Genomic DNA, 23,147 nt, shown 5'->3' on the forward strand with positions numbered 1-23,147 from the left:
CTCTACCGTCTCCCGAACAGCCGCTCGATATCGCTGAGTTTCAGCTCGACATAGGTCGGGCGGCCATGGTTGCACTGGCCGGAATTGGGCGTGACCTCCATCTCGCGCAGCAGCGCATCCATCTCCTCCGGGCGCATACGGCGGCCGGCGCGGACCGAGTTGTGGCAGGCCATCGTCGCCAGCACATGGTCGAGCCGGCGCTCCAGCGAGCCGGCCGTGCCATGCTCGGCCAGCGCATCGGCGACGTCGCGGACGAGGCGCTGGAGATTGCCGCCCGCGAGCTGGCTCGGGGCCTCGCGCACCAGAACCGCGCCGGGACCGAAGGATTCGAGGATGAGGCCGAGGCTTTCGAGCTCGCTGCCGGCCGCAATCAGACGGTCGGCATCGACCGGGTCGAGCTCGACCACCTCGGGCAGCAGCAGAGGCTGGCGGGCAATGCCGTTGCGGGCGCGCTCGGCCTTCAGCCGCTCATAGACCAGCCGCTCATGGGCGGCGTGCTGGTCGACGATGACGACGCCCTCGCGGGTCTGGGCGACGATATAGGTCTCGTGCACCTGGGCGCGGGCGGCACCGAGCGGCCGGTCGAGCGCATCGGCCGCAGGCTCGGCGAGATGCGCGCGGGCATCGGCGGAGGGCACCGCGAAATCGGAGAAGCCGGGTTGCGGGGCGCCCGCAGCACCCATGGCCGGCGCGCTCCAGGCGGGCGCCGACGGGAAGGCGGGGCGGGGGATGGCGTTGCCGCTGCCGCCCATCGAAACGACGGCACGGAAGGCGTCGAGCGTGCGGGCGCCGCCCGTCGTGGTGGCGCGATGGCCGGCGGCGGCAAGTGCAGCCTTCAAGCCCGAAACGACGAGGCCGCGGACCAGCGCCGGGTCGCGGAAACGCACCTCGCTCTTGGCCGGGTGGACGTTGACGTCGACGAGGCGCGGATCGCAGCCGACATCGAGGAAGAGCACCGGATGGCGATCGGAGGGGACGACGTCGGCATAGGCGCCGCGCACGGCCGAGAGCAGCAGCTTGTCGCGCACCGGGCGGCCGTTGACGGCGAGATGCACGCCGGCCGAGGTGCCGCGATGGAAGGTCGGCAGACCGGCGAAGCCCGAGATGGTGAAGCCCTCGCGCTCGGCCTCGATCCGCAGTGCGTTCTCGGGAAAGTCGCGACCGAGCGCCCGGCCGAGGCGGCGCAGCAGCCCCTCTTCCCCGATCGGCTCGGCGGGCCAGTCGAAGGCGCTGACATGCTCGCCTTCCAGCGAGAAGCGGACCTCGGGATGGGCGATGGCGAGGCGCCGCAGCATCTCGGAGACCGCTTGCGCCTCGGCCCGGTCGCTCTTCAGGAATTTGAGGCGAGCCGGGGTGAAGATGAAGAGGTCGCTGACCTCGATACGGGTCCCGACGGCCGCGGCGACGGGGCGGACGACACCCTTCTCGCCGGCCTCGACGACGAGGCCGGAACCCTGCGGCGCGTCATGCCGGCGCGTCGCGATCGAGAGCCTGGCCACCGAGCCGATCGAGGGCAGAGCCTCGCCGCGGAAGCCCAGCGTGCCGATAGCGAAAAGGTCGCCTTCCGGCAGCTTCGAGGTGGCGTGCCGCTCGACGGCGAGTGCGAGGTCTTCCGGTGTCATGCCGGCGCCGTCATCGACGACGCGGATCAATTCGCGCCCGCCGCCGGTGATGGCGACGGCGATCGAACGCGCGCCGGCATCGATCGCGTTCTCGACCAGCTCCTTCACGGCCGCAGCCGGCCGCTCGATCACCTCGCCGGCGGCGATGCGGTCGACCAGAACGGGATCGAGGCGGCGGACGGTCATGCTAGTTCCACAGGAGCAGTCATCAAAGGCGCGCGCTGCCCCCTCTCCCCTTGCGGGAGAGGGTTGGGGTGAGGGGTCGCGCCGCCCTTCCCGTCATTGCGAGCGTAGCGAAGTAATCCAGGGGGACTGGGTGAGATGTTCAACCCAGTCCCCCTGGATTGCTTCGTCGCTTCGCTCCTCGCAATGACGAGAAGCGTCGCGCGACCCCTCATCCGTCTCGGCTTCGCCGAGCCACCTTCTCCCGCATCGAAGTCGACTGTTGTCGACTTCGACACCAAAAGCTGCCCATCTCGGGCAAGCCCGAGATGGGTGGGAGAAGGAAAAGCAGCCCGACTCAGGCGCGCCCTTCGGCAAGATAGCGCTTGGCGAGGAGCTTCGCCTCCTCCACCGCGGGCTGGTCGAAGGGATCCACACCCATGGCGTAGCCTGTGAGGATCGTCTCCAGCATGAAATGCATCAGCATCTCGCCATGGCTGGTCTCGTCGATCCGCTCGACATGGAAGCGGCGCACCGCGCAGCCGTTCTTGGCGAAGGTGTCGATCATGGCGATACCCTGCGCCGCCACCATGTCGCCGATGGTCTTGCCGGCGAAATCGGCCTGCCCGATCTTCTCCGCGAGGGCCGCGTCGATCTGCGGGCCCTTGCCCTTCACGCCGGTCGTCACCACCGTGAAGAACTTGTCCTTCGGCCCGGCGAGATAGAGCTGCTGCTGCGAATGCTGGTCAACGGGGCCGAGCGCGCCGACGGGCTGCGTGCCCTGTCCATCCTTGCCGAGGCTCTCGGCCCAGAGCTGCATCCACCAGCGGGTGAGCAGCGCGAGCTTGTCGGCATAGGGCATCAGCACGGCGATGTTCTTGCCGGAGCGCATGGCCGCGAGATGCAGCGCCGCGCCGACGGCCGAGGGCGTCTCACGGACGTCCCTGCCGGACAGAAGCGGCGCCACGGCCCGGCCGGCGCCCAGCCGCAGCGCCTCGATGTCGAGGCCGAGCACGGCGGCCGGCAGCAGGCCGCAATTGGTCAGCACCGAATAACGGCCGCCGACATCGGTGTGATGCTCGAGGAAGGGCGTGCCGAAGGGCTCGAGCAGCGCGCGTAGCGGATGCAGCTTGCCGGGCTTGGCCGGCTCGGAAAGTCCCTGGAAATGCTCGCCGATCTGCTGATCGGTGAGATGCGCGCCGCGCAGCGCCTCGATCGCCGCGATCGACTGCAGCAGGGTTTCGCCGGTGCCGCCCGATTTCGAGATGGCGACGAACTTGGTCGTCTTGAGCGGCAGCCTGGCGAGCAGCGCCGCATAGGTCGCCGGGTCGAGATTGTCGATGAAATGGAAGCGCGCGCCATGCGCGAACTGGGAGAGGCCGGCGATGCCGTAGCCGGTGAGCTGCGCCAGCGTCTGGCCGCCAAGGCTGGAGCCGCCGGTGCCGAGCACCAGGACATCGGTGGTGCCGCCGGCCTTGAGCCGCTCGGCGGCGGCTTTCACCGGCGCCAGATCGGCGGTGTCGCTCGGCAGCTTCAGCAGCGGCAGCGAGCCATCCCTCGCCTGGCCCTTCAACTTCGCCAGCGCGGGACCGAGATCGGCCAGCGCCTTCTCAAAGGCCGCGTCGGGAATGCCGCCCTTGCCGACCTTGGATTCGAGCGCGAGATCGAAGCTTTGCTGAAGCATGAAGACTATCCGTATCGACGAGGAAACGAAGGCTATTTCAGACCAGCCCGACCGGCTTGCCAACCGCCTGAACGAGCAGGTCAGGGTTGCCGAAGAGGCGCTGTGCGACGCGCTTGACGTCGTCGAGCGTCACGGCCGCGAAGAGGCCGTTGCGGCGGGCGAGGAAATCCGGCGTGTCGCCGCGCAAGGCGAGAGCCAGCAGCTCCCCGGCGATCTTGGGCGAGGTGTCGAAGCGCAGCGGATAGGAGCCGATGATGTAGCGCTTCGCCTCCTCGACCTCGTGCTCGGTCGGGCCGTCATGGGCAAGCTTCAGCATCTCCTCGCGGATCACCTGCATCGACTCCGCGGCGCGGTCGTTGCGGGTGGCGGTGCCGCCGACCAGCATGGAGCTCTCGCGCAGCGGCATCAGGCTGGAGGAGACGCCATAGGCAAGGCCGCGCTTCTCGCGCACTTCCATGAAGAGCCGCGAGGTGAAGGCCGAGCCGCCGAGGATATGGTTCAGCACACTCGCCGGGATGAAGTCCGGATCGTGCCACATCAGCCCCGGCCCCACGAAGCGCAGCACGGTCTGCGGCACATCGAGATCGATGACATGGGTCTGGCCGAGCCCCTGGATCGGCAGGGGCTGAGACGGGCGCGGACGCGGCGTGCCCTGCGGCAGCCCGCCGAACAGCAGGTCGAGGCGCCCGGCGAGCTCGTCTGCGGTGATGTCACCGACCACGACGACGTTCAGCCCGCCGCGATCGAGCAGCGCCGGCGTCAGCACCTTCAGCGCCGGGCCCGCCAGCTTCGAGACGCTGTCGACATCACCCTTCTCGGGCCGGCCATAGGCGTGCCCGGGGAAGGCCGCGGCGAAAAGCGCGTTGCGGCACATGACTTCGGGGTTCTTCGCCTGGCGCTGCAGCCCGGCGATGATCTGAGCCTGGACACGGGCAACCGCATCGGCATCGAAGCGCGGTTGGTTCAGCGCCAACGCAAGCAGGTCGAAGGCGGTGTCGCGATGGCTCGACAAGGTCTGGATATGGCCGTGGAAGTCATCACGGCGGGCCTCGAAGCCGAGGCTGATCGCATGATCGGCCAACCGGCCCTGAAAGGCTTCGGCATCGAGATCGCCGGCGCCTTCATCGAGCAGGCCCGAGATCAGATAGGCGCTGCCGGCGGCATTCTCCGGATCGCGGCTGCAACCGCCGTCGAAGGCGAAGTCGACCGCGATCAGCGGCAGGCTGTGCTCCTCGACGAGCCAGGCCTCGATGCCGCCCGGCGAGCGGACGTTCTGGACCGCGATGGCGGGGCCGGCCGTGTCGAGCTTGGGTGTCGGAATCGGCGCGTTCATGTCGCTTCCTGTCGGCGGAGCATGGCGTCCGCCCGTTCGGTGAGACGGCAAGGTCAGGCGGGCAGCAGCAGGCCGGTGACGCTGCGATCAGGCTTCAGATAGCGGCGCGCCGCCTCGACCACCGCATCGCGGCCGACGGCCTCGATGCGCTGCGGCCAGGCGAGCACGTCCTCGACCGTCTCGCCGACAGCGAGCGCCGAGCCGAAGATGCGCGCCAGCGAAGCCTGGTTGTCGCGGGCGAAGACCGTCTCGGCGACGAGCCGGGTGCGGGCGCGCGCCAGCTCCAGCTCGCTCGGCCCCTCGGCCAGGAAGCTGGCGAGCACGGTGTCGAGCCCCGCCTCCATCGCCGCCATCTCGACGCCGGGACGCGGGCTCGCCGAAAGCTGGAAGGCGGCGCGGTCGACCATCGAGCCCATGAAATAGGCGCTGGCGCCGGCCGCCAGCTCATTCTCGACGCAGAGCCTGCGATAGAGCCGCGAGGTCGTGCCGCCGCCGAGGATCTCGGCGACGAGTTCGAGCGCCAGAACCTCCTCGCGCTCCCCGGTCGTATAGGTCGGCGTCAGCCAGCCGCGGCGCAGCGAGGGCTGCTGCACCCGCGGGTCGTTCAGCGCCACGCGGCGCGAGGCGCGCGGCTCGGGCTCGATCGGGCGGCTGCGGACGGGCGCCGCGCCGCGGGCCGCGATCTTGCCATAGCTCTCCTCGGCGAGCCGGCGCACCTCGGCGGCATCGGTATCGCCGGCGACGACGAGGATCGCGTTCTCGGGCGTGTAGAAGCGCTGGTAGTAGGCGAAGGCGTCGTCGCGGTTCAGCCGCTCGATCTCGTGCTCCCAGCCGATGATCGGCGTGCCATAGGGATGGTGGAAGAACAGCGAGGCGGAGAATTCCTCGCCCAGCTGGGCGGCGGGGTCGGAATCGACGCGCATGCGCCGCTCCTCCAGCACCACGTCCCGCTCGGGCGCAACCACACTCTCGTCGAAGGAGAGGCCGGTCATCCGGTCGGCCTCGTAATCCATCATCGCGCGCAGATGCTCCTTCGGCACGCGCTGGAAATAGGCGGTGTAGTCGTAGGAGGTGAAGGCGTTCTCCTGGCCGCCGTAACCGGCGACGATCTTCGAGAACTCGCCTGCCGGCCAGCGCTCGGTGCCCTTGAACATCAGATGCTCGAGGAAATGCGCGATGCCCGACTTGCCGGCCGGATCATCGGCAGAGCCATTGCGATACCAGACCATGTGGGTCACGACCGGCGCCCGATGGTCCTTCACGACGACGACGTCGAGGCCATTGTCGAGCCGGAAGGCTTCGACGGGCTCAGCCAGACCGGGCTGGCGCGCATGGATGTTCACCTGACGCGATCTCCTGCTGAGACACAAAGGGGCGGGCACGATGCGCCCGCCCCGAAAGAGAACTTGGTCAGCTTGTGCCGCTTCGGCAAGAGGCTTGCCTCAGCCGGTCCCGCAGATCAGCCTTACTCGGGCTTGACCAGCATCACCGGCCCCTGGCCGGTCACGAACTCGCGCTGGCCAACAGCCTGCTTGTCCTCGACCGGACCACCGCGGCCCGGACCGAGCCCTGCCGTGTCAGCCGGGCGACGATAGCCCACCGGCGGCTCCGTCAGCAGGCGACGCTGCGGCTCGGTGCCATAGGCCAGCGAATCTTCGGCGGCCTGGTTGCGACGCGCAGCGAGATCGCGGCCGACGCGGATCGGCTGGATCTGGTTGTTGTAGTTGCTGTGATCCTCGATGATCGTCGGCGCCTGCTCGGTGCGCGCGGTGCGGCCGCGGCGCAGCTCTTCCTGCGACAGGACCGGGTTGTTGCGCGCTCTCTCGGACAGCGCATAGGGCGGACGATTGGCTTCATCCTTGCGGCGCTGCACATCCGGATCGTTCGGCCAGGCAGCGTTACGGGCGCTCGCCGGATCCTGCGGACGCGGCAGCGCCGAACTCGGCGGCACGACCAGCGGGGCACGCTCGCGATACTCGATATCGTCGCCGGGCCCCTTGCCGCCGAAGGTGCCTTCCAGCAGGTTCTTGAACAGCATGCCTTCTTGCGCGAAAGCAGGCTGAGCCGCCAGTACAAGCCCGCCGGCGAGCAGCAGATGCGTCACGCGGATGCGTTGCGCCATATCAAATCTCCCTTTGGACAATCTCACAACCGCCTCAAACACGAACGAGCGGCGAAAGGATGGCGAGACCGTCACTCAGCTGTCTTTTCCCCAGCCGGTCGGAAGGACTCATACAGGAGCCCGACCACGCCGACAACGATCGCGACATCGGCGATGTTGAAGATATACCAGCTGAAACTACCCCAATGAAAGTGAACGAAGTCCACCACCGCGCCGTAAACGGCGCGATCGACACCGTTGCCGAGCGCACCGCCGATGATGAGGGCGAGGCTGAGCACCGTGAGCCTGTCATGACTGCGCCACATCCAGCGCCAGAGCCAGACGGCCGCGACGAAGGAGATGACGACGAGGAACCAGCGCCCGAGATCGGTGCCCTGCTGGAACAGCCCATAGGAAATGCCTCGGTTCCAGGCGAGCACGATCGTCAGGAAGGGAGCGAGATCAAAGGGCCCGTTCTCGGCCAGCCCGACGCTGTAGAGCAGCCAGCACTTCAGGAGCTGATCCGAGACGAAGACGATCAGGACCGTGGCAAGGCCAAGGCGGCGGGCAGGCGTCATCAGGCGCGCGCCCCCAGCTCCTTCAGCGCCTTGGCATCGCGCGGCGTCACCTGGGGGTAGGCCGGATCGGCCGATTTGGGATCGAAATACTTCCAGGAGCGAGCGCATTTGATGCCGGCGGCGCGATGCGGCACCACTGCGACGCCCGGAACCTCGGCGAGGCGGAAGGCCTCGGCCGGCCCCTCGCCGTCCTTGATGCGAATATCGGAGGTGATGCTGATCTCGGCGAGGTCGACGCCGGAGAGCGCCGCATGGAGATCGGCATCGGACAGGAAGACCTGCGGCGCGGCCTCCAGCGAGGAGCCGATGCGCTTGGCGGCACGTTCCAGCTCCAGCGCGCCGGTGACGACGCGGCGCACGCGGCGGATCTTGCCCCAGCGCTCCGCCAGCTCGTGATCGAGCCAGCTCGCGGGCGCCTCGGCGAAGCGTTCGAGATGCACCGAGCCTTCGCCTGCCTTCTGCTCGGGATAGCGCTCGAGCCAGGCTTCCTCCGCAGTGAAGACCAGGATCGGCGCGAGCCAGGTCGTCAGGCAGCGGAAGAGATGGTCGACCACCGTCAGCGCGCTCCGGCGGACATGGCTCGAGGTCGGATCGCAGTAGAGCGCATCCTTGCGCACGTCGAAATAGAAGGCCGAGAGCTCGGTGTTCATGAACTGCGACAGCAGGAACACCACCTTCTTGTAGTCGTAGGTGCGATAGGCTTCCTCGACCTGCGGCCCGAGCTCGGCAAGCCGGTGCAGCATCAGCCGCTCCAGTTCCGGCATGATCTGCGGCTCGGTAACGCGGATCTCCTCGCTGAAATGGGCGAGCGTGCCGAGCATCCAGCGCATGGTGTTGCGCAGCTTGCGATAGGTCTCGACGAAGGTCTTCAGGATCTCCTTGCCGATGCGCAAATCGTCGGAATAATCCGCCGCCGCGACCCACAGGCGCAGGATGTCGGCGCCGGAATCCTTGATGACGTCCTGCGGGGCGGTGACATTGCCCTTCGACTTCGACATCTTCTCGCCCTTCTCGTCCAGGCAGAAGCCATGGGTGAGGACGATGTCGTAAGGCGCGCGGCCGCGCGTGCCGCAGCTTTCCAGCAGGCTCGAATGGAACCAGCCGCGATGCTGGTCGGAGCCTTCGAGATACATCACGCGGTCCTTGCCATCCTCATCCTTGCGGCGGGCGCGCAGATCGGCGCGCTTCTCCAGGGTGAAGGCATGGGTGGACCCTGAGTCGAACCAGACGTCGAGCACGTCGGTGACGCGCTCATAGTTCGCCGGATCGTAGCCGAAGGGCTTGAGGAAGCGGGCGCCGTCCGTATCGGTGAACCAGGCATCGGCGCCCTCGGCCTCGAAGGCCTGGGCGATGGCGGCGTTGACCTTGGCGTCGACGAGGATCTCTTTGGTCTCCTTCTCGACGAAGACGGTGATCGGCACACCCCAGGCGCGCTGACGCGAGACGACCCAGTCCGGCCGGTTGGCGATCATGCCGGTGATGCGGTTCTCGCCGGCGGCGGGCACCCACTCGGTTTCCTTGATCGCCCGCAGCGCGCGGTTGCGCAGCGTGTCGGTATTGCCACCGAGCGTGGGCGCGATCTCGCCGATGCCGGTCGGCGAAGGCGCCTCCCCGATCGGCTTGTCCATGGCGATGAACCATTGCGGCGTGTTGCGGAAGATGACCGGCTTCTTCGAGCGCCAGCTATGCGGATACTGGTGCTTCAGACGGCCACGCGCGATGATGTTGCCGGCCTCGACCAGCGCCTTGATGACGACGTCGTTGGCGTTGCCCTTGTCGCCCTTGTCGGTGATGACCTGCGCGCCCTCGAAGCCCGGCGCCTCCTTGGTGAAGCGGCCATCGGCATCGACGGTGTAGGGGATGCGGGTCTCGATGCCGCGCTCGGTCAACATCCGGCCATTCGCCATCCAGATATCGAAGTCCTCGCGGCCATGGCTCGGCGCGGTGTGGACGAAGCCGGTACCGGCATCGTCGGTGACATGGTCGCCGTCGAGGAGCGGGACGTCGAAGTCATAGCCGCGGCCGCGCAGCGGGTGGGCGGCGGTGAGCCCGGCGATCTGCTCGGCCGAGACATCCGCGACGAGCTCGAAAGCCTCGACCTTGGCCGCCTTGAAGACGCTCTCGGCGAGGTTCTTGGCGAGGATGTAGGTGGCACCGACCTTGGCCCAGTTGTTCTCGGGCGCAGCCGTCACCTTGTAGAGGCCGTAGGCGACCTTGTGGCTGTAGGAGATCGCGCGGTTGCCGGGGATCGTCCAGGGCGTGGTCGTCCAGATGACGATGGAAGCACCGAGCAACGATGGATTATCTGCCGTGTGAATGCGTGCCTGTGACGCATCGCCACTCGTAGAGCGAATGACAGCATCAACCACCGGGAAAGGAACATAGATCGCGTCGCTGGTATGTTCCTCGTACTCGACCTCGGCCTCGGCGAGCGCGGTCTTCTCGACCACCGACCACATCACCGGCTTGGAGCCGCGATAGAGCTGGCCGGTCTCGGCGAACTTCATGATCTCGCGGGCGATCTGGGCCTCGGCCGGGTAGGCCATGGTGAGATAGGGATGGGCCCAGTCGCCCTCGACACCGAGGCGCTTGAACTCCTCGCGCTGGACATCGACCCAGTGCTCGGCGAAGGCACGGCACTCCTTGCGGAACTCGACGACTGGCACGTCGTCCTTGTTCAGCCCCTTGGCGCGGTACTGCTCCTCGATCTTCCACTCGATCGGCAGGCCGTGGCAGTCCCAGCCCGGCACATAGTTGGAATCATAGCCGAGCATCTGCTGCGAGCGCGTGACGAGGTCCTTCAGCACCTTGTTCAACGCATGGCCGATATGGATGTTGCCGTTGGCATAGGGCGGGCCATCATGCAGGACGAAGCGGTCCCGGCCCTGGCCTGCCTCGCGCAGCTTGCGGTAGAGGTCGATCTTCGCCCAGCGGGCGAGCAGTTCCGGCTCGCGCTGCGGCAGGCCGGCACGCATCGGGAACTCGGTCTGGGGCAGGAACAGCGTCTGCGAGTAATCGACGCCGTCACCTGCGGTCTGGGCGGCTTTGGCGTTGTTGGTCTTGTCGGTCATCATCCGGCTCGGACAGTCGGGACGGCGGGCCGTTCGGCGAGCCCAAGCGCGTCCACTCATGAAACGGGAAAAGCGGTCTTCAACCCGGACTGCGCAAGCGCCCGCGCCTGTCTAGCGCGAGGCGGCAGCCGGGCCCGTAATTCGCCGGGAAAGATCAATCAGCATGGCGCGTTCAGCGGGCATGAAGGGCTTCTAGCAGGCGGGGCTCACGGAAGGAAGGGCGGCGCGTCGAAAGCAGGGGTCCTGGCCAGAATGTCGCGTGCGCGGGCACTGTCGGCGTCCATCTGGACGATCAGCGCCTCCAGCGAGTCGAACTTCTCCTCGCCGCGCAGCCAGTCGACGAAGGCCACATCGACGCGCTTGCCGTAGAGATCGCCGGAAAAATCGAAGACGAAGGTCTCCAGCCGCGGCGCCCCGTCATCGAAGGTCGGGCGGCGGCCGAAGCTCGCGACGCCGTCGTGCCAGACGCCGTCGATCTTCATCCGCACCGCATAGATGCCGTGCCGCAGCTTGCAGTCGCGGGCGAGCTGCATATTGGCGGTGGGATAGCCGAGGTCGCGACCGCGCTTGTCGCCATGGGCGACGAGGCCGCGCACGAACCAGGGCCGCCCGATAAACGCCGCGGCGCGGGCAACATCGCCCTCTTCCAGCGCCGTGCGGATCAGCGTCGACGACACCGCCTCCCCCTGCCAGGCAAAGGGCGGCACGACGCGGACCGGGACGCCGGCCGTCAGGCAGTGGGCCTGCAACATCTCCGGCGAGCCGGTGCGGCCTTTGCCGAAATGGAAATCATAGCCGCAGACAAGGCCAGAGGCGCCGAGCCGGCCGACGAGCAGATCATCGACGAACTTCTCGGCCGTGATCGCTGCGATCTCGCGGTCGAAGGGCAGGACGAAGACCTGAGCCAGGCCGGCATCAGCCAGCAATTCGAGCTTGAGCTGCGGCGGCGTCAGCCGGAAGACGGGTTCCTCGGGGCGGAAGACGCTGCGCGGATGCGGTTCGAAGGTGAAGGCGGCCGGCACCGTACCGAGATCGCGCGCCATGACGCCCGCCACGCGGGCGAGCTCGGCGTGGCCGCGGTGGACACCGTCGAAATTGCCGAGCGCGAGGACGGCGCCGCGCAGGCCAGCGGGAATGGGCTTGTCGAGGTCGAGGACCACGGCCGCCGGCTCGGGGCGCAACGGCGCATCGGCTGGGGATGACATCGATGAGGAACGTCCGTCTGCCCGCTGAAGCCGGGCGATGGTCGTCTTTGCGGCGAAGTCCGGTGGGGCGTCAAGGCCGCGGCCGAACGAACCTCTCAGGATTTGGGCTTCGGCGGCATGGCCACCCAGGCTTCGCCTTCCATCACCGCCTTGCCGTCGACCAGGCACTCGCAGAAGAAGCGTGCCCGGCGGCGTTCCGCGACGAGTTCGACGACCTCGACGCGGGCCGTGACGACATCGCCGATCTTGACCGGGGCCAGGAAGGTCAGCGTCTGCGAGAGATAGACCGCACCGGGACCGGGCAGGCGCGTGCCGAGCAGGGCGGAAACCAGGCTCGCCGTCAGCATGCCATGGGCGATACGCTGGCCGAACTTGGTGCCAGCGGCGAAATGGTCGCAGAGATGGATGGGGTTGGCATCACCCGAAAGCTCGGCGAAGAGGGCGATATCGCGCTCCATCACAGTCCGCATCAAGCTCTCGGACTGGCCGATCGCCAGATCCTCGAAGGCATGAACGATGTAAAGTGCGCCGGGCATCGGCTGAACAATCATTGAGCTCTCGCGGCTTGCAGGCGCACCCCAGCGCCTGTCCTCGATTGGCTTAAGCATCTCGCAACTGCAAAATAAGGGCAATTGGACTTTGGTGCGGCGCGCCACCCTGCCCTACGGTCACTCGGCGATCGGATTAACCGCTTCGCAACACGCCAGCGGTATCACCGAATGCGAGTGGACGCCGCCCCGAACGGGCGGCGCAGTGTCGGTATGTTCCGGCGCCGCAACTGCCCTGCCTGGAGCATCACAATGGCTCTCGATCCGTCCATGCCGATCCTGGTGGTCGACGACTACCAAACGATGATCCGGATCATCCGCAACCTGCTGAAGCAGCTCGGCTTCGAGAATGTCGACGACGCCTCGGACGGCTCGGCTGCGATCGCGAAGATGCGCGACAAGAAATACGGCCTCGTGATCTCCGACTGGAACATGGAGCCGATGAGCGGCTTCGAACTGCTGCAGAAGGTGCGGGAGGAGACCACGCTCTCGCAGACGCCGTTCATCATCGTCACGGCCGAGTCGAAGACCGAGAACGTCATCGCGGCCAAGAAGGCCGGCGTCAGCAATTACATCGTGAAGCCGTTCAACGCGCAGATGCTGAAGACCAAGATCGAATCGGTCTGCGCCGCCGCCTGAGACGTGCGCGTCATTGCGAGCGTAGCGAAGCAATCCAGGGGGACCGGGTCGAACGCTTCAGCCCAGTCCCCCTGGATTGCTTCGTCGCTGGCGCTCCTCGCAATGACGGAGGAGCGGCTCCACAATCTCACCAGACCAGATGCGGCATGGCATAGGCCGGGCGATGCGTCTGCCGGCCGAACCAGCCGTGACGCTCGTCCCACGACGCCTCCATCAGATCCTGGGCATGGATGCCGGCCAGCACCATGATGCCGGCGGCGCCGAAGCCTGACGCGCCGGCGATATCGGTGCGGATGGCATCGCCCACAGCGCAGATCCTGTCGCGGGCAATCGCCGCGCCGCGCTTCTCCTCGGCTGCGGCCAGAGCCGCCTCATAGATCGGCCGGTGCGGCTTGCCGGCATAGATCACCTGTCCGCCGATCTCCTCATAGGCAAGCGCGATCGAACCGGCGCAGGGAATGATGCGGCCACCGCGCTCGACGACGAGATCGGGATTGGCGCAGATCAGCGGCAACCCGCGCGCGGCGAAGCCGACGAGCAGATCGGCATAGGTCGCTGCCGTGTCGTTCTCGTCATCGAACAGCCCGGTGCAGAGCACATAGGCAGCCTCAGTGGGGGTGGTTTCCCGCACATCGAGACCGGCGATCAGCGGCAGATCCCGATCGGGACCGAGCCGATACATCGGCTCGCCGGGGCGCGCGCGGATCAGGGAGCGGCAGACATCGCCGGAGGTGATGATCGCATCCCAGGCTTCGCGCGGCACGCTGAAACCGTCGAGCTGCTCGATGATGACCTCGCTCGGGCGCGGCGCATTGGTCACGAGGACGACGCTGATCCCGCGCTCGCGCATACGCATCAGCGCCACGAGCGCGTCACGATAGGCGGCGACGCCGTTATGGACCACGCCCCAGACATCGCAGAGGCAGAGATCGAAGCGATCCGCGACCTCGGAAAAGCCCGAAAGCGGGATGGTGGAAGCGATCCCCAATGGCGACACTGTCTCGATCTCCGATGCGATAACGGTGATCTGGAGCCTGCTGACTTTTCACGGAAACGCGCCGTCATTCCGGGCTTGCCCCGGAAACCATCGTAGAGCGCTTAAGCCCTATGATGGATTCCGGATCAGCGCCGCTGTCGCGGCTTGTCCGGAATGACGACACCGTCTCCGTGAAAATCCAGCATGCTCCAGAGGAGGCATCGGCGCCTCACTGAGCTGGTCTAGACGGGATTCGCCGGGAGCGGAACCGGATGTTGCGTCGAGGCGCGCGTCACGCGCTGGCGCGGCGCAGCACCGAGCGGAACGGCAGCCTTTCGGGCCGGCTATCCGGGGGCGCTGCGGCCGGAGCGGAAGGCGGCTCGGCAGCCGCGATCGGGCGGGCGACGTCGTTGGCAGCCGCCGGCCGCGTGGCCGGCAGGGCCGAGACGGCAGGAGAAGGCGCAGGCGCCGCCTCTGGCTCCGCGAAGACTTCCGGCTTGACCGGGCGCGGCGGCGAGAACGCCTGCCCCTGCCCCATCGTGACGCCGAGCTCGATCATGTCGGCAGCCAGCGGGTTGTCCTCGACGTGCTCGGCGACGAGCGTGATCGACGCCCTGCCCAGCATCACCGCAAGATCGCCCGCTGCAATATCGCTGACGACCTTGCCTTCGGCATGATCCCGCAGCAGCGTCGCCGGAGCCTTGATGAAGCGCATCCCACGGTCGAACAGGGCGCGGGGATCGAGCCGCAGGTCAACGAGATGGTCGAGCGCGAACCGCACGCCATTCGCCGACATCGCGCCAAGCAGGCCGAGGCTCGTCGGATCGAGGTTCCGGAAGACGGTCTGAGGCATCTCGATGACGAGATGCCCGGTGTGCTCGCGATATTTGTCGAGGATGCGCGTGAGAGCCGCCAAGGCACGTGACGAGCCCCAGGTCGCCGCGCTGAAATTGCAGGAGACGAAGATGCCTCCATCCTTCGAGGCGAGATGGCGGGCGATCGCCAGGGCTCGGGTCAGGACAAGCGCGTCGAGTGTCGGCCCGAAGCCGCGGGCTTCGACGGTGTCGAGGAACTCGTGCGGCAGGAGCAGGGTGTTCTCGTCGAGCCGCAGACGCGCCAGCGCTTCGTAGCCTTGTGTACGACGCTGCGGCAGCGACACGATCGGCTGAAGATGGACCTCGAGGCGCCCTTCGCTGAGCGCCCGGCCGATAAGCGCGGCGCGCTCGGCCTCGGCCGCTTCCTGCGCGGCCTTGGCGGCAGCGGCACGCTCGGCGGCCTGTTGCTCGGCGCGGGCGCGGCGCGCCGCTTCCGGATCGAGGACCACTTCGGGAATGGCGGTTGCGGGCAGCGCCGGAGCGGCAGCCGCCGGTTCGGGCAACCGCGCCAAAACCGCCTCATGGTCGGCAAGCGTCGTGGCCACCTGATGGATCAGATCGCCGAGCAACCCGACCTCGGCGGTGAGCTCATGAATTGCGGCCCGGGCCGGTGCGGCATCGACATCCCGCATCGGCATCTGCTCGACCCGCTGCGACAGGGCATCGAGCCGAATGGCATTGGTAGCCAGCCTGACCTTGACCTCTCCGAGGCCGGCCAGAGCCTGCTCGTGCCGAGCGAGGCTGCGACGCTCGAACGTCCGCATCGCGACCATCACGCCAGCGCCGGAGGCAAGCAGCCCCAGCGCCGTCCCCAACCCGCCGGGCAGCAGAATCGTCATGACCGCGCCAACGGAAAGCCCGGCGATCGCACCGGTGAGAGGATGCAGGGCTTTCAGGCGCAAAGGGGCCACGGCAGCGTTCGCGCTACAAGGGGTTGATCGGAAATTGGGAACGAATCACAACGCTGAGAGGCAGAGTACCCGTGCGCGCAGCGTTATGCGAGCAGCCTTATCCGCGCCTGCATCACCATGTTCCGGAGCGTATGGCGCGCGCCTGAAAGCGCAACGATGCCGCGCGAGGCCGATCTCAGGGCTTGTCGAGCCCGAGCGCCGCCAGGATCTGACTCGTCACCTCATCGGCGAAACCCTTGCGGGCGAAGTATGCACGCGGATCCTTGCCGAAGAGCGGCGCCTTGTCCCGGAGCTGCGCGATGGCTTTCGCTTGGGTCGCCGCGTCATCATCCGACGCGGCATATAGCGCCTGGGCCAGGAGGCCAAAGGGGCTCGTGTCGGCGCTGAGCAGGGCTGCATAGCTCGCTGAGACCTTCTTGGCGCCGATCAGATAAGCTCCGAGAAAAGCATAGAAGTCGTAGCGCGGCGGCCGCCCGACACTGAGCGCGACCGCACGCTCGAGCAGCGGCAATCCTTCTACCGAACGGCCCCGCCGGACATAGAACGCCCCGAGATCGGCCATGATGTCCGGATCATAGGGATTGCGCGTCAGAGCGTCCCGCCCCTTCTGAAGCGCTTCCTCGGCCGATCCGCGCAGGAACAAGACCTTCATCATGGCCTGGTAGGCCCGTGCACCGGACGGAGCCAGGCGAATGGCCGTCAGGGCCGCGGCAAGGGCGCGATCAAGCGGCGATTTGTCGGTGCCGCCGACACCCTTGGGAACGAGGGCGTCCGGATTGAAGCCCGAGCCGTACTCTCCGAGCGTCATGATGGCGAGATGGGCCCATGCCGGATAGAAGCTCGGGTCATGCTCGATCAGCTTCTCGAGGCAAGATCGGGCGGCGAGATGGTCCTCCGGCGTCATCGTCCGGCGCGCATCGAAAGCCTGCAGAATGCAACGAACCGCCGATGACGGCTGCGATTGGCGCGCATCGGCAGGGATGATGCCGAACGGCTCCGTCAGCCTGGTTGCCAGCCTGCGCGCCATCTCGGCAAGGTCGGCGTCCTGCAGAAGATCGAGCGATGGCCGGCCAGACGACGCCGTCCAGACGATGCGCCCGTCCCGAACGGAACGCAGGCGTCCCAGCCCCTCGACGCCACCGTCGACGGGCTGGACGCTCATCTCGAAAACGTAGTCGACATCCGCCGCCGCCGTCCCCGGTGGAGGGGCCTTGATCGTCACGAGATCGTCGAAGCGGGCCATGGCATCGACAAGCAGATCGGAGAACTGGCGCAGGATGCGCGCCAGCTTGGGATCCGACGGCACCATCGGGATCGCGATCGCCACATGGACGAGCTGGAGTGGGGTCGCGATTCCCGGCTGCCCACCCGTGGCCTGCTCGATTCCGGCTGTCTTGGCCGAGCTGAGCTCGGTCGGCGCATCAGCCGGCGCCAGATACCACCAGCCGAGCGCGAGAAGCCCCGCAGCGAGCGCGACAGCCGTGACGATGGACCACCGCCGCGTGGCGGTGCGATCAGCGGCCTTTGCGAGCGGGAGCGCCTCTATCGCGGTGGAATCATCACGAACGACGAGGGCCGAGGTCGGTTCCCAGGCAATCTCCGCACCCGGCTCGATGACCTCGAAGACGGGCACATATCCGCCAACGGGCATCGAGATCACGACGGGATCGCCCTGGCCCTCCCCGGCGTAGTATTGCGTCAGCGCACGCCTGAGCCGCCCCGCCTCGACCCGAACGATCGGGTCAATCTGGGGATTGAAATCGGCCGGCCGCCCAAGGCCTTCGACCGCAATGGTATAGCCTTTCAGCTCGGCCGCGCGGCCCTCGATCGTGCGCTCGACGATGAAGCTCAGGAAGGCCGAAAGCTGAGGCGCGGCGCGAAAGGCATCGGAAGCGAGGACACGCGCCAACTCCGCGCGAAGGATCGCCGCGGCCCGTTCGTCCAGCCGTCCAGGATCACCATCGCCTTCCGTCATCGGGGTCCGTTCGCCTGTGCCCCAAGTGGGGAGATTACGCCATCGGCGACCTAACGTCACCTGCAGCCTTCGCTCCGGCCGCCATCCATCTGGTGCAGCCATGGCGTGCCATCATGGCGATTTACAGTCCGCTTTCGCCTGCTAGGTTCAACCAAGGTTAATCCACAGGGGCCTTCGATGACTTCCGCACCTTCCGCCGTCGGCACACCGAACGACCTCGAAGCCTACTGGATGCCGTTCACCGCCAACCGGTCGTTCAAGAAGAACCCGCGCATGGTCTCCCGCGCCGAGGGCATGTTCTACTACACGCCCGAAAACAAGCCGGTGATGGACGGAACGGCGGGCCTGTGGTGCTGCAATGCCGGCCATGCCCGCGAGCCGATCATCCAGGCGATCCAGGCACAGGCGCGCGATCTCGACTACGCCCCCTCCTTCCAGTACGGCCATCCGAAGGTCTTCGCCGCCGCGGCGCGGATCGCGGCGCTGGCGCCGGGCGATCTCGACCATGTCTTCTTCGCCGGCTCGGGCTCGGAGGCGGCCGATTCGGCCCTCAAGATCGCCCTCGCCTACTGGAATGTCTCGGGCAAGGCCGCCAAGACCCGCCTGATCGGCCGCGAGCGCGGCTATCACGGCGTCGGCTTCGGCGGCATCTCGGTCGGCGGCATGTCGAACAACCGCAAGTTCTTCGGCTCGCTGCTCACCGGCGTCGACCACCTCGCCCATACCTATGACCGCGAGAAGCAGGCCTTCAGCAAGGGCGAGCCGGAATACGGCGCGCATTTCGCCGATGACCTCGAGCGCATCGTCGCGCTGCACGACGCCTCGACCATCGCCGCCGTGATCGTCGAGCCGATGGCAGGCTCGACCGGCGCGCTACCGCCGCCGAAGGGCTATCTCAAGCGCCTGCGCGAGATCTGCGACAAGCACGGCATCCTCCTGATCTTCGACGAGGTCATCACCGGTTTCGGCCGCCTCGGCTTCGCCTTCGCCGCCGAGCGCTACGGCGTGATCCCGGACATGATCACCTTCGCCAAGGGCGTGACCTCCGGCACCGTGCCGATGGGCGGCGTGATCGTGCGCAAGCATATCTACGACGCCTTCATGAACGGCCCGGACAACGTCATCGAGCTGTTCCACGGCTACACCTATTCCGGCCATCCGCTGGCCGCTGCCGCTGCGCTCGCCTCGCTCGACATCTATCGCGACGAGGGGCTGTTCGAGCGCGCCCGCGCGATGGAAGCGAGCTGGGCCGATGCGGTGATGAGCCTGAAGGGCGAGCCGAACGTCGTCGACATCCGCACGCTCGGCCTCGTCGGCGCCGTCGACCTCGCCCCGCGGGCGGAAGGCCCCGGCAAGCGCGGCTACGAGGCGATCGAGCGCAGCTTCCACGAGGAAGGGCTGATGATCCGCACCGCCGCCGACACCATCGCCTTCTCGCCGCCGCTGATCATCAGCGAATCCCAGGTCGAGGAGCTGATCGGCAAGCTGCGCCGGACGATCCGGGCGGTGGCGAACTGAGGCGCCGACGGACAGGGATCTGCCGGACATGGATCGGCGCGCCTTCCTTGCTGGTGTGGCAGGGGCACTGATGGTGCACCCCGCCACAGCGCAGATGCCGGTCCGTCAGTGGCAGACTCTGTCGCTCGCCGAGTCGGGTTTCCGGCCCGACGCGAACGAGCGCATCGAAAAGGCCTTCGCCGCCGGCGAACTGAAGGGGCTTCACGGGCTGGTCGTGCTCAGGCACGGCAAGATCGCGATGGAGCACTACTTCGCCGGCGCGGATGAGATCTGGGGCGACAGCCGAGGCATTGTCGCCTTCAACGCCGATGAACTCCATGATCTCCGCTCAGTGTCGAAGAGCATCGTCGGGCTGCTCTACGGCATCGCGCTCGCCGAGGGGCTGGTTCCGAAACCGGACGCGCCCCTGATTGCGCTTTTTCCGGACTATCCGGACCTCGCCGCCGATCCGAGCCGACAGCGGCTCAGGATCGAGCATGTGCTGACGATGACCATGGGTCTCGCATGGGATGAATCCCTGCCCTACAGCGATCCGCGCAACAGCGAGATCGCGATGGAGCACGCCTCCGATCGTTACCGCTTCATCCTCGACCGGCCGATTGTCCGCCCGCCCGGCGAAGTCTGGACCTATAGCGGCGGAGCGACCGCATTGCTCGGCCACCTCATTGCCAGGGGCGCCGGCCAGCGGCTCGGCCTGTTCGCGTCGAGCCGCCTGTTCGCGCCGCTCGGCATCGACCGCTTCACTTGGACGAGCGGCACCAACGGCGAGGAGGCCGCAGCGTCGGGCCTGCGCCTGCGCCCGCGTGATCTCGCCGCGATCGGCCAGCTCGTACTCGACAAGGGGCGCCATGATGGCCGCCGGATCGTGCCTGCGGACTGGCTGGAGCAGGGTTTGACGCCGCATACACGGCTCCCCGACGGGCTCGGCTATGGCTATCAATGGTATCTGGGCCGAGACCGGTCCGGCGCGCCCTGGTACGGGGCCTTCGGCAATGGCGGGCAGCGCCTCGTCGTCGCGCCCAGACACCAGCTCGTCATCGCCATGGTCGCCGGCAACTACAACGTGCCGGATAGCTGGAAGATGCCGGTTCGATTGACGAGCGAGTTCGTCTTCGGTGCACTGGCCCAGTAGCGGGCGCCCTTCTCAGGCGCGCGACAGCTTGTTGTAGCGGGCAATCAGCCGGTCGCGCTTGAGCCGCGACAGGCGGTCGATCCAGAAGATGCCGTCGAGCTGGTCAATCTCGTGCTGATGGCAGACGGCGCGGAAGCCTTCTGCCGCCTCCGTGCGCTCGACGCCCTCGAGATCGCGATAGCCGATCGTCACCTGCGCCGGCCGCTCGATCTCGTCGGTCACGCCCGGCATCGAGACACTGCCTTCGACATGGCGGATCGTCTCGGCCGAAGCCGAAAGCAGCACCGGGTTGACGTAGACCCCGGCCTCTCCCGGCGCCAATTCCAACACGACGAGCCGCAAGGGCACGCCGAGATGCGGCGCGGTGATGCCGACGCCCGGCGCGGCACGCATCGTGTCGAGCAGGTCATCGGCAAGCGCGCGCAGATCCACGTCGAAGCGCGTGACGGGCTCGGCCGCCACGCGCAGGCGCGGATCTGGAAAGCGGATGATCGGCCGGATGGCCATGGCTGGCGGCCCGCTCAGGCCGCCGCCTTCTTCTCCGCCGTGCCGTAGAAGCTCTCGCCGGTCTTGGCCATGCGCTTCAGCAGCCGGTTCGGCTTGAAGCGCTCGCCATGGGCTTTCGCCAGCTTCTCGCAGAGCTTCACGAAACCGGCCGCGCCCATATTGTCGATGTAGGAGAGCGTGCCGCCCGAGAAGGGCGCAAAGCCGAAGCCGATGATCGAGCCGACATCGGCCTCGCGCGGATCGGTGACAACGCCTTCCTCATAGGTGCGCGCGGCTTCCAGAGCCTGCGTCACCAGAAGACGGTGCTTCAACTCCTCCATGTCGACGCTCTCAGGGTCGAGCTGCTTGCCGACGAGCTCGGCAAGGCCCGGCCAGAGCCGCTTCGGCCCGCCTTCCGGATAGTCGTAGAAGCCCTTCTTGTTCTTGCGGCCGAGACGACCGTGCTTCTCGACCATGTCGGAGAGCAGCTTCTCCTGCGCCGGGTCGACCGCGCCTTCGCCGAGCTGGGCCTTGGTCGCCTTCAGCACCTTGTAGGCAAGGTCGACCGCGACCTCGTCATTGAGCGAGAGCGGGCCGACCGGCATGCCGGCCTGCTTGCCCGCCGCCTCGATCATGACCGGCGGCACGCCCTCCATCAGCATGAGGTGGCCCTCGCGGATGTAGTTGCCGACGCAGCGATTGGCGTAGAAGCCGCGGGTGTCGTTGACGACGATCGGGGTCTTCCTGATGGCGCGGACATAGTCCAGCGCCATGGCGAGCGCCTTCTTGCCGGTCTTCTTGGCCATGATGACCTCAACCAGCAGCATCTTCTCGACCGGCGAGAAGAAATGGATGCCGATGAAGTTCCTCGGCCGCTGGGAATGCGACGCGAGCCCCGTGATCGGCAACGTCGAGGTGTTGGAGCCGAAGATGGTGCGCGGCCCGACCACGGCCTCGACCTTGGCGATGACCTCGGCCTTGACCTTCGGGTCCTCGAAGACGGCCTCGACGATCAGGTCGCAGCTCCTGAGATCGGCATAGTCGGCGGAGGCCTTGATGCGGCCAAGCAGCGCGTCGCGGTCGGCGGTCTTGGCGCGGCCCTTCATGATCTGGTCGGAGACCAGCTTGTGCGAATAGGCCTTGCCCTTCTCGGCCGCCTCGATGTCCTTGTCGATCAGCACGACCTCGAGGCCGGCCTGCGCCGTGACATAGGCGATGCCAGCACCCATGAAGCCGGCGCCGATGACGCCGACCTTCTTGAGCTTGGAGGGCGGCACGTCGGCCGGGCGGCGGGCCCCCTTGTTCAGCTCCTGCATCGAGACGAAGAGCGAGCGGATCATCGAAGCCGCCTCCTTCGTGCGCAGGATCTTCGCGAAGTAGCGGCTCTCGACCTTCAGAGCGAGGTCGATCGGGAGCTGCAGGCCTTCATAGACCGCCGAGAGGATGGCGCGGGCAGCCGGGTAGTTGTCGTTGGTCTCGCGGCGATAGATCGCGTTGGCCGGCGGCCAGATCTGCATGCCGGCCGGCGAATGCACCTTGTTGGAGGGCAGCTTGTAGCCCTTCTGGTCCCAGGGCGCGGTCGCCTGCGGATTGGCCTGGAGCCAGTCCTTGGCGTTCTGGACGATGTCGGCGCGCGGCACGACCGCATGGACGAGGCCGGAATTGCGCGCCGGCAGCGGCTTAACCTGTTCGCCCTTGAACATCATCTGGAGCGCGTCGCCGGTCTGCATCAGGCGCGCCACGCGCTGGGTGCCGCCGGCGCCCGGAAACAGCCCGACCTTGATCTCGGGCAGGCCGACGCGGGTTGCCGCATCGTCGGAGACGACACGGTACTGGCAGGCGAGCGAGAGCTCGAACGCGCCGCCCAGGCAGACGCCGTGAATGGCGGCGGCGAAGGGCTTTCCGCAGGTTTCGAGCTTGCGGTAGAGCAGCGAGAGCTTGCGGCTCTCGTCGAAGAAGCTCTGCAGCGCGACCTGCTCGCCCTTCTCCTTGGCGAGCTTCACATAGAGATCGCGCAGGCCCTGGAGCATGGTGAGGTCGGCGCCGCCGGAGAAGCTCTCCTTGCCGGAGGTGACGACGCAGCCCTTGATGGCCTCGTCCGAGGCCACCTTGTCGACGATCCGGTTGAGCTCTTCCATCACCTCGGGGGTGATGACGTTCATCGAGCGGCCGGGCATGTCCCAGGTCGCGACGGCGATGCCGTCGGCGTCGGTCTCGAAGCGGAAATTGGTGAGGTTCATATTAGGTCCTCCCTCGTCATTCCGGGGCCGAGCGCAGCGAGGAGCCCGGAACCCATGAACGCGACTTTCGGTAACTGGCCTGATGCGGCGG

Annotated in this window: 17 protein-coding genes; 3 read left to right on the top strand and 14 right to left on the bottom strand. The window is 67.2% G+C overall.

All coding sequences use genetic code 11. From position 1 onward, the window contains the following. Positions 1-2: 2 nt before the first annotated feature. The 9 genes from mutL to FQV39_RS12570 form a co-directional block, all read right to left on the bottom strand. On the bottom strand, positions 3-1,808 hold the full coding sequence (mutL, locus tag FQV39_RS12530) for a DNA mismatch repair endonuclease MutL (protein WP_149130585.1): 1,806 nt from the start codon (positions 1,806-1,808) through the stop codon (positions 3-5). A gap of 334 nt (positions 1,809-2,142) precedes the next feature. After that, positions 2,143-3,468 carry a glucose-6-phosphate isomerase gene (locus tag FQV39_RS12535; protein WP_149130586.1) on the bottom strand — a complete coding sequence of 442 codons (1,326 nt, stop codon included), beginning with the start codon at positions 3,466-3,468 and terminating at the stop codon, positions 2,143-2,145. A 37-nt stretch (positions 3,469-3,505) separates the two neighbouring features. Further along, positions 3,506-4,801, bottom strand: a complete 1,296-nt coding sequence (locus FQV39_RS12540) for a M16 family metallopeptidase (RefSeq protein ID WP_149130587.1) — start codon at positions 4,799-4,801, stop codon at positions 3,506-3,508. 53 nt (positions 4,802-4,854) lie between these two features. Continuing rightward, entirely contained in the window at positions 4,855-6,144 is a 1,290-nt protein-coding gene (locus tag FQV39_RS12545) for a M16 family metallopeptidase (protein ID WP_248313346.1), read from the bottom strand. Positions 6,145-6,266: 122 nt separating this feature from the next. Further along, entirely contained in the window at positions 6,267-6,923 is a 657-nt protein-coding gene (locus FQV39_RS12550; RefSeq protein WP_149130588.1) for a hypothetical protein, read from the bottom strand. A 71-nt stretch (positions 6,924-6,994) separates the two neighbouring features. After that, a complete protein-coding gene (gene lspA / locus FQV39_RS12555) occupies positions 6,995-7,480 on the bottom strand; it encodes a signal peptidase II (RefSeq protein WP_149130589.1) in 486 nt (161 codons plus the stop codon). Next, a complete protein-coding gene (ileS, locus tag FQV39_RS12560; RefSeq protein WP_149130590.1) occupies positions 7,480-10,551 on the bottom strand; it encodes an isoleucine--tRNA ligase in 3,072 nt (1,023 codons plus the stop codon). Before ileS ends, lspA begins: the two co-directional genes overlap by 1 nt. A gap of 206 nt (positions 10,552-10,757) precedes the next feature. Beyond that, positions 10,758-11,756 (bottom strand): bifunctional riboflavin kinase/FAD synthetase, encoded by a 999-nt coding sequence (locus FQV39_RS12565; RefSeq protein ID WP_149130591.1) that lies wholly within the window; start codon positions 11,754-11,756, stop codon positions 10,758-10,760. 95 nt (positions 11,757-11,851) lie between these two features. After that, the gene (locus tag FQV39_RS12570) at positions 11,852-12,307 is read right to left on the bottom strand and encodes a MaoC family dehydratase (protein WP_282570332.1); all 456 of its coding nucleotides are present in this window, start codon (positions 12,305-12,307) and stop codon (positions 11,852-11,854) included. 249 nt (positions 12,308-12,556) lie between these two features. Here FQV39_RS12570 and FQV39_RS12575 point away from each other — a divergent pair, with 249 nt between their 5' ends. Continuing rightward, positions 12,557-12,943, top strand: coding sequence for a response regulator (locus FQV39_RS12575; protein ID WP_149130592.1), 387 nt, complete (start codon positions 12,557-12,559; stop codon positions 12,941-12,943). A 127-nt stretch (positions 12,944-13,070) separates the two neighbouring features. Here FQV39_RS12575 and FQV39_RS12580 read toward each other — a convergent pair whose 3' ends face one another. The 3 genes from FQV39_RS12580 to FQV39_RS12590 all read right to left on the bottom strand — a co-directional run bounded on the left by FQV39_RS12580 (position 13,071) and on the right by FQV39_RS12590 (position 17,680). Then, a complete protein-coding gene (locus FQV39_RS12580) occupies positions 13,071-13,940 on the bottom strand; it encodes a TIGR01459 family HAD-type hydrolase (RefSeq protein ID WP_248313347.1) in 870 nt (289 codons plus the stop codon). A gap of 271 nt (positions 13,941-14,211) precedes the next feature. Continuing rightward, positions 14,212-15,705, bottom strand: coding sequence for an EAL domain-containing protein (locus FQV39_RS12585; protein ID WP_149130594.1), 1,494 nt, complete (start codon positions 15,703-15,705; stop codon positions 14,212-14,214). A gap of 175 nt (positions 15,706-15,880) precedes the next feature. After that, positions 15,881-17,680: a tetratricopeptide repeat protein gene (locus FQV39_RS12590; RefSeq protein ID WP_149130595.1), complete on the bottom strand. Its 1,800-nt coding sequence runs from the start codon at positions 17,678-17,680 to the stop codon at positions 15,881-15,883. A gap of 177 nt (positions 17,681-17,857) precedes the next feature. Here FQV39_RS12590 and aptA point away from each other — a divergent pair, with 177 nt between their 5' ends. Then, positions 17,858-19,198: an omega-aminotransferase AptA gene (gene aptA, locus FQV39_RS12595; RefSeq protein ID WP_149130596.1), complete on the top strand. Its 1,341-nt coding sequence runs from the start codon at positions 17,858-17,860 to the stop codon at positions 19,196-19,198. Between the two features lie 28 nt (positions 19,199-19,226). After that, on the top strand, positions 19,227-20,330 hold the full coding sequence (locus tag FQV39_RS12600; RefSeq protein ID WP_149130597.1) for a serine hydrolase domain-containing protein: 1,104 nt from the start codon (positions 19,227-19,229) through the stop codon (positions 20,328-20,330). 12 nt (positions 20,331-20,342) lie between these two features. Here FQV39_RS12600 and FQV39_RS12605 read toward each other — a convergent pair whose 3' ends face one another. Together FQV39_RS12605 and FQV39_RS12610 are read right to left on the bottom strand one after the other, a co-directional pair. Further along, complete coding sequence (locus tag FQV39_RS12605; protein WP_149130598.1) at positions 20,343-20,837, bottom strand: peptide deformylase; 495 nt, start codon at positions 20,835-20,837, stop codon at positions 20,343-20,345. 14 nt (positions 20,838-20,851) lie between these two features. Then, on the bottom strand, positions 20,852-23,056 hold the full coding sequence (locus FQV39_RS12610) for an FAD-dependent oxidoreductase (RefSeq protein ID WP_149130599.1): 2,205 nt from the start codon (positions 23,054-23,056) through the stop codon (positions 20,852-20,854). Positions 23,057-23,147 lie beyond the last annotated feature (91 nt).

The organism is Bosea sp. F3-2 (assembly GCF_008253865.1).
Classification (GTDB): Bacteria; Pseudomonadota; Alphaproteobacteria; order Rhizobiales; family Beijerinckiaceae; genus Allobosea.